General features: G+C 70.6%; 9 protein-coding genes and 1 pseudogene. 6 read left to right on the top strand and 4 right to left on the bottom strand.

From position 1 onward, the window contains the following. A partial coding sequence (locus tag L1885_RS22170) for a LysR family substrate-binding domain-containing protein (RefSeq protein WP_235798928.1) occupies nt 1-797 on the bottom strand: 797 nt, incomplete at its 3' end. 61 nt (nt 798-858) lie between these two features. On the opposite strand from L1885_RS22170, the gene L1885_RS22165 reads away from it, so the two are divergent. Together L1885_RS22165 and L1885_RS22160 are read left to right on the top strand one after the other, a co-directional pair. Then, a complete protein-coding gene (locus tag L1885_RS22165) occupies nt 859-1,263 on the top strand; it encodes a DUF5997 family protein (RefSeq protein ID WP_235798927.1) in 405 nt (134 codons plus the stop codon). Between the two features lie 17 nt (nt 1,264-1,280). Then, the gene (locus L1885_RS22160; protein WP_235798926.1) at nt 1,281-1,637 is read left to right on the top strand and encodes an ArsC/Spx/MgsR family protein; all 357 of its coding nucleotides are present in this window, start codon (nt 1,281-1,283) and stop codon (nt 1,635-1,637) included. 185 nt (nt 1,638-1,822) lie between these two features. Here the strand turns inward: L1885_RS22160 and L1885_RS22155 are convergent, their stop codons facing one another. Both L1885_RS22155 and L1885_RS22150 read right to left on the bottom strand, forming a co-directional pair. Continuing rightward, the gene (locus tag L1885_RS22155; protein WP_235798925.1) at nt 1,823-2,152 is read right to left on the bottom strand and encodes a transcriptional regulator; all 330 of its coding nucleotides are present in this window, start codon (nt 2,150-2,152) and stop codon (nt 1,823-1,825) included. Beyond that, entirely contained in the window at nt 2,152-2,655 is a 504-nt protein-coding gene (locus L1885_RS22150) for a hypothetical protein (protein ID WP_235798924.1), read from the bottom strand. The genes L1885_RS22155 and L1885_RS22150 overlap by 1 nt, the downstream gene beginning before the upstream one ends. Nucleotides 2,656-2,797: 142 nt before the next feature. Between L1885_RS22150 and L1885_RS22145 the strand changes: the two genes are divergently transcribed. The 4 genes and pseudogenes from L1885_RS22145 to L1885_RS22130 all read left to right on the top strand — a co-directional run bounded on the left by L1885_RS22145 (nt 2,798) and on the right by L1885_RS22130 (nt 4,389). Further along, a complete protein-coding gene (locus tag L1885_RS22145) occupies nt 2,798-3,067 on the top strand; it encodes a type II toxin-antitoxin system Phd/YefM family antitoxin (RefSeq protein WP_235798923.1) in 270 nt (89 codons plus the stop codon). Further along, nucleotides 3,063-3,321: pseudogene (locus tag L1885_RS22140) on the top strand (type II toxin-antitoxin system RelE family toxin); the annotation flags it as partial. The gene L1885_RS22145 and the pseudogene L1885_RS22140, both read left to right, overlap by 5 nt. A gap of 424 nt (nt 3,322-3,745) precedes the next feature. Beyond that, complete coding sequence (locus tag L1885_RS22135; protein ID WP_235798922.1) at nt 3,746-3,997, top strand: hypothetical protein; 252 nt, start codon at nt 3,746-3,748, stop codon at nt 3,995-3,997. Continuing rightward, nucleotides 3,997-4,389, top strand: coding sequence for a DNA-binding protein (locus L1885_RS22130; protein ID WP_235798921.1), 393 nt, complete (start codon nt 3,997-3,999; stop codon nt 4,387-4,389). The genes L1885_RS22135 and L1885_RS22130 overlap by 1 nt, the downstream gene beginning before the upstream one ends. Nucleotides 4,390-4,551: 162 nt before the next feature. On the opposite strand, the gene ychF is transcribed toward L1885_RS22130, so the two are convergent. Then, nucleotides 4,552-5,640 (bottom strand): redox-regulated ATPase YchF, encoded by a 1,089-nt coding sequence (gene ychF, locus L1885_RS22125; RefSeq protein WP_235798920.1) that lies wholly within the window; start codon nt 5,638-5,640, stop codon nt 4,552-4,554. Between the last annotated feature and the right edge of the window lie 202 nt (nt 5,641-5,842).

The following is a 5,842-nucleotide window of genomic DNA, read 5'->3' as shown; positions in this document are numbered from 1 at the left end:
TTCCCGCGCTTGGCGGCGCCCCGGGGCGCGCCCTTCGAGGTGCCGGAGGCCCCGCGCTGCGGCTTGCGCGCGCCGCCCGCCGAGCCGGCACGGCCGGAGCCGGAGCCCTGCCTGCCCGAGGCGTTCTTCCCGCCGCCCTGCCGGGCCGCTCCGGCCTTCTGCTTCTGCTCCGCCTCCGGCGGCTTCGGGCCCCGGCTGCTGTTGACGGTGCGGCCGCGGACGATGCCGATGAACTGCTCGACCAGGTCCGTGGTCGCGTCCTCGCGCCAGGACAGCGCCACCTGGGAGACGGGCGCGTCCGTGACCGTGCGGTACGTGAGGTCGCGGCGGTGGTGCAGGCGGGCCAGGGACTGCGGGACGACCAGGACGCCGATCCCGGCCGCGACCAGTTCGACGGCGTCCGCCGTCGTGGCCGGCCGCTCGACGGCGGGCCGGCCCGGGAGCCGCTCCCACTCCAGCGGGTCGTCGAGCGGGTGCATCACGATCTCGTCGGAGAGGTCCCCGGTCGTCACCTCGTCGGCTGCCGCGACCAGGTGGTCCTTCGGGACGACGACCACCGTGGCCTCGGTGTAGAGGGGGATCGCACTCAGGTCCGTACGGTCGACGGGCAGCCGCACGAATCCGGCGTCCGCGCCCCGCTCGCGCAGCAGGCCCTCCGCGTCGCCCGCCGGGACGGCGTGGAGAGCCAGGGGGATGCCGGGGAGCCGCTCGTTCCAGATGCGCACCCACTTCGCGGGTGTCACGCCGGGAACGTACGCGAGCGTGAACGAAGAAGAGGGTGCGTCCGAGCCTGTCACGGCTCCAGGCTACCGGCGGCCGTGGTCGGCGGCGGTCCGGGCGCTCGTTACGCTGGACTCCATGACGTCGCACAAGACCGCCCAGACCATGAAGCCCGCGACCGCGGCGAAGAAACTGGGTGTGTACCTGGAAGCCACCCCCGCCGAGTTCCGGGAGGGCGCCGTCTCGCGCGACGAGCTGAACGCGCTGCAGGCCGACCCGCCCGAGTGGCTGCGCGAACTGCGCCGCAACGGCCCGCACCCCCGCCCGGTGGTCGCCGCCAGGCTGGAGGTCTCCATCGCGGGGCTGGCCCGCGGCGGGGTCACGGAGGCGCTCACCACCGAGCAGATCGAGGCGCTCAAGCAGGAGTGCCCCGACTGGCTGCGCCGGGAGCGTGCCACGCAGTCCGAGGTCCGCAGGGAAGCCGTGCGCATCAAGGAGCGCGACGCGGAACGCGCGGCCCGCGCCGACGGTCCCGAAGCCTGACCCCGCAGGAGGACCGCGTGGAGATCTGGATCAACCCGGCCTGCTCGAAGTGCGCCTCCGCGCTGTCCCTCCTGGACGCCGAAGGGGCGCGGTACACCGTCCGGCACTACCTGGAGGAGCCGCCGGACGCGGCGGAGATCGAGCGGGTGCTGGAGCGCCTGGGCCTCGAACCCTGGGACATCACCCGGCTCGGCGAACCCGCCGCCTCCGACCTGGACATGGCCGCGTGGGAACGCGACACCGCGCACCGGGGCCGCTGGATCGAGGCGATGGCCGCCCACCCCGTACTCATCCAGCGCCCCATCATCACGGCGGACGACGGCACGGCGGTCGCGGCCCGCACACCGGACGCGGTGCGCTCGGCGCTGCGCTGACCCGGCCGCTCCTCCGTATCCCGGGTCCCGATTCGCATGGGCCCCCGCCCCGGGATTCCGTTTGCGGGCCGACCGGATTGCGACGGCTCCGATGCGTGGGATTCCGTTTCCGGACCGCCCGGACGACGACGGCTATTCGGGCGCGGGGGCGGACCACCGACCGCGGCAGGCGCCGCCCGGTGGGCTCAGTCCTCCTCGGAGTCCGCCGTCCGCATGGCACGGGCCGTCGCCGCGATCCGCTCCAGGGCCGACGCGTGCCGCGCGAACGCCTCATGCCCGTACGGCGTCAGGCGCGTGAGCGTGCGCCGCTTGCCCACTCCGGCCACTCCGGCCTGCTTGCGCACCTCGACGTAACCCTCGGCGGCGAGCGCCGACAACTGCTTCGAGAGCGCCGAGTCACTGGTGTCGATCGCGTCCCGTACGAAGCCGAACTCGGTCCAGCCGGCGGGCGCCAGGAGGGCGACGATCGTGAGCCGCGCCGGGGCGTGCAGGAACTCGTCGAAGTCGCTGTCCATCAGCCACTTCCCGTCCCGCTCCGCAGCCGCGTCTCCGCGATCCGGCGGCCGTAGGGCACCAGCAGGAGGCAGACGCCCACCACGATCGCCGAGGCGATGACGTGCGGCGCGGGCGCCCCACCCGCCTCGAACGCCCCCGCCAGCACGCGGAACACCCCCACGAGAGCCAGTCCGCAGGCCACCGCGATCAGCGTGGCACCGGAGGAAGGCTTGTTGCGCACCGGCGCCCGGCGCAGATACGCGAACACCATCACCGCCACCAGCACGATCCCCGGGAACAGCACGGCTCCGCCCCAGGGGTTGGGCAGATCGAACGAGGCGAAGGAGGCAAACAGCAACAGCGCTGCCCACGTCAGATAGAAGGGCGACAGGCCGTGCCGCAACTCCGCCATTCCGGACTGCTCCTGCCGCCTGCGGATGTCGTCGAGCGCCGCTCGTGCGTCGCCGGGCTCCACCGTCCGCCCGTCGCGGGACTCCCCGTCCCGCGGGTTGTCAGGCCCCACGGACCATCACCGCCCCCATAGTTTCCTGATGGGAAAGTACCACTTACTTTCCCGATGGGAAAGGAGGACGCGGCCTCGCGACCGCGCCCGCTCCGCCACCCGCCGGCCCTTGCGCGGAGGCCGGAGGCGGACGCTTGGGCGCATGACGCGGCCGCTACCCACACAGTCCATCCACGACGTGCGCGCACACCTGACGGAGGTCGTGGAGCGCGCCGACAGCGAAGACCTACCCACCGTGATCACGCGCCGCGGCAAGGAAGTCGCCGCTGTCGTCTCCATCGAGGTACTGCGCAAGTACCAGGAGTGGGAAGAGCGCGAGATCAATCGGATCATCGGCGAACGCATGGCCGACCCCGCACCCGGCATCCCGATCGAGGACATCATGAGGGAGACGCTGGCGCGCGGCGAGTGAGTACCGAGCCGTCTTCCGCCCCGAGGCGCAGGCGAGCTTCGGAAGATCCCGCGCGGGACGGCACTGCGCATCCTGGCCAAGCCGACCGAGCTGGAAGGCGATCCGCTCGGCTTCGACACCACCGCACTCGTGTCCCAGCCAGATCGCCGGCGCCCACGGGTCGGCGACTACGCGTCGTCTACACGATCGACAACGGAGAACTGGTGGTCCGGGTCGTTCACGTGGGGCACCGGTCCACCGTTCATGGCACCTGACCAGCGCTGACCACGCGTCAGAACATCCAGCACCCATCTGGCACCGGGACGACGAAGGGATCGGACTCGGCAGAGTCCGATCCCTTCCGACGCGTACGTTCGACCCAGCGCCCAACATGCAGTGACTGAACGGCTGGACGTTGAAGCGGAACGCATCCGGGCCGGACCTGACCTGCGGCGGAGCGCCGATCACGGCTTTGACCAGGCATCTCGGCGTTGGCGTGCGTTGACCTCCGACGGGTGCTTGCGAGTGTCCTGCGGACTGTCTGCGGACTGGGCGGACGCCCTGAGGCCACCTCGGGGCGGGAACAATTCCGACCTCGCTGCCCCATGACAGCAGGAGGGAGCACGGGGCGCTCGACAGGGCGGAGAGGAGGATACCGGGCCACGGTTGCAGTTTGCTACCAGTGGTAGGATTGGCGCCATGGGTAGTAGTAAGAAGTATTCGATCAGCCTTCCCGAGGACCTCGCCGAGGCCGCACGTACCCACGTCGGGCCTGGTGGCTTCTCCGCCTATGTCGCGGAAGCCCTCGAACAGCGGGTCGCCATGGACAAGCTCCGAGAGATCGTTGCCGATTTCGCGACCGACAACGACGAGCTCACCCGCGAGGAGATCGAGACCGCCCGCGCGTTGCTGCGCCACGACCCTCGGCAGGCCGGCGGGGCCGCTGCCTGATGCCCGGCACCCTCCTGCTCGACAGTGAAGGCCTCTCCAAGCTGTACCGGAAGGACCGCACCGTCGTGGCCCTGATCCAGGCGGCGTCGGAAGAGGGAGTCCGCGTGGCCACCAGTGCCATGACCACCCTTGAGGCCGACTACGACCGCATTCACCCCGCCCGTATCACCTGGGTCCTGTCCCGCGTCGACGTTCACGACATCACCAAAGAGATCGCCGATCGGGCAGCCGCCCTTCTTCGCAGCCATCACCTCCACGGCCACAAGTACGCCATCGATGCCGCTCTCGCCGCCATCGCCCGCCACGCGCCTCAGCCGGTCACAGTCCTCACTTCCGACACCGAGGATCTGACGCTCCTGTGCGGCCCATACCTGGAGGTCGTCAAGGTCTGAGACGGCGGTGTCGCTGCCACGTCGACAGAGCCGCCACTGCCCCGCAGCACGAGTCGAGGAACCCATGCGGACAGCAAACCGCGGTCAGCGGTACGAGCGCTCCAGCAGCGCGGCCAGCACCACAACAGCCAACAAGCCGGCCAGGCACCGCTTGATGTGCAGTCAGACGTTGAAGCGGAACTCCACCACGTCCCCGTCCTGCATCACGTACTCCTTGCCCTCCATGCGGGCCTTGCCCGCCGCGCGGGCCTCGGCGACCGAGCCGGTCTCCAGGAGGTCGTCGTACGAGATGACCTCGGCCTTGATGAAGCCCTTCTGGAAGTCCGTGTGGATGACGCCCGCCGCCTCGGGGGCCGTGGCGCCCTGCTTGATGGTCCAGGCGCGGGATTCCTTGGGGCCTGCCGTCAGGTAGGTCTGGAGGCCGAGCGTGCGGAAGCCGACGTGGGCGAGGGTCGCGAGGCCGGGCTCCTCCTGGCCGACGGACTGGAGCAGTTCGAGCGCCTCGTCGTCGTCGAGCTCGGCGAGGTCGGACTCCAGCTTGGCGTTGAGGAAGATCGCCTCGGCGGGCGCGACGAGGGCGCGCTGCTCGGCCTTGAAGGCGTCGTCCGTCAGTTCGTCCTCGTCGACGTTGAACACGTAGAGGAACGGCTTCGTCGTCAGCAGGTGCAGGTCGTGCAGCGGCTCGGCGCGCTCGCTGCCCTGCGCGATGCCGGCGGCGAAGAGGGTCTGACCGGATTCGAGGATGGACTGCGCCTCCTCGACGGCCGCGACCTTCGGCCCGATGTCCTTCTTGATCCGCGACTCCTTCTGGAGGCGCGGGAGGACCTTCTCGACGGTCTGGAGGTCGGCGAGGATCAGCTCGGTGTTGATCGTCTCGATGTCGTCCTTCGGCGAGACCTTGCCGTCGACGTGCACGACGTTCTCGTCCTTGAAGGCCCGGATGACCTGGCAGATCGCGTCCGACTCGCGGATGTTCGCCAGGAACTTGTTGCCGAGTCCCTCGCCCTCCGACGCGCCGCGCACGATGCCCGCGATGTCGACGAAGTCGACCGTCGCCGGGACGGTGCGCTGGGAGGAGAACAGCTCGGTGAGCCGGTCGAGGCGCGGGTCGGGCACCCCCACGACGCCCACATTGGGTTCGATCGTGGCGAACGGGTAGTTGGCCGCCAGCACGTCGTTCTTGGTCAGGGCGTTGAACAGGGTCGACTTGCCGACGTTCGGCAGGCCGACGATTCCGATCGTGAGCGACACGGTGGCGACTTCCGGTGGGTGAGTGGGATGAGTGGCGGTTTCGGTGGTAGGGCGATCTCAGCTGTTAAGTCTACGGGCGGACGCGGCGGGACCGTGACCGGTCGTGCCGCGCCCGGCGGCGGGGGCCTGACCGGTCGTCCCGCGCCCGGCGGCGGGGGCCTGACCGGTCGTCCCGCGCCCGGCGGCGGGGGCCTGACCGGTC

The sequence above is a fragment of the Streptomyces fuscigenes genome (assembly GCF_021556455.1).
GTDB classification, from domain to species: domain Bacteria; phylum Actinomycetota; class Actinomycetes; order Streptomycetales; family Streptomycetaceae; genus Streptomyces; species Streptomyces fuscigenes.
Note: the sequence above shows the minus strand (reverse complement) of the source record. Positions and strands in the feature narration are given on the sequence as shown.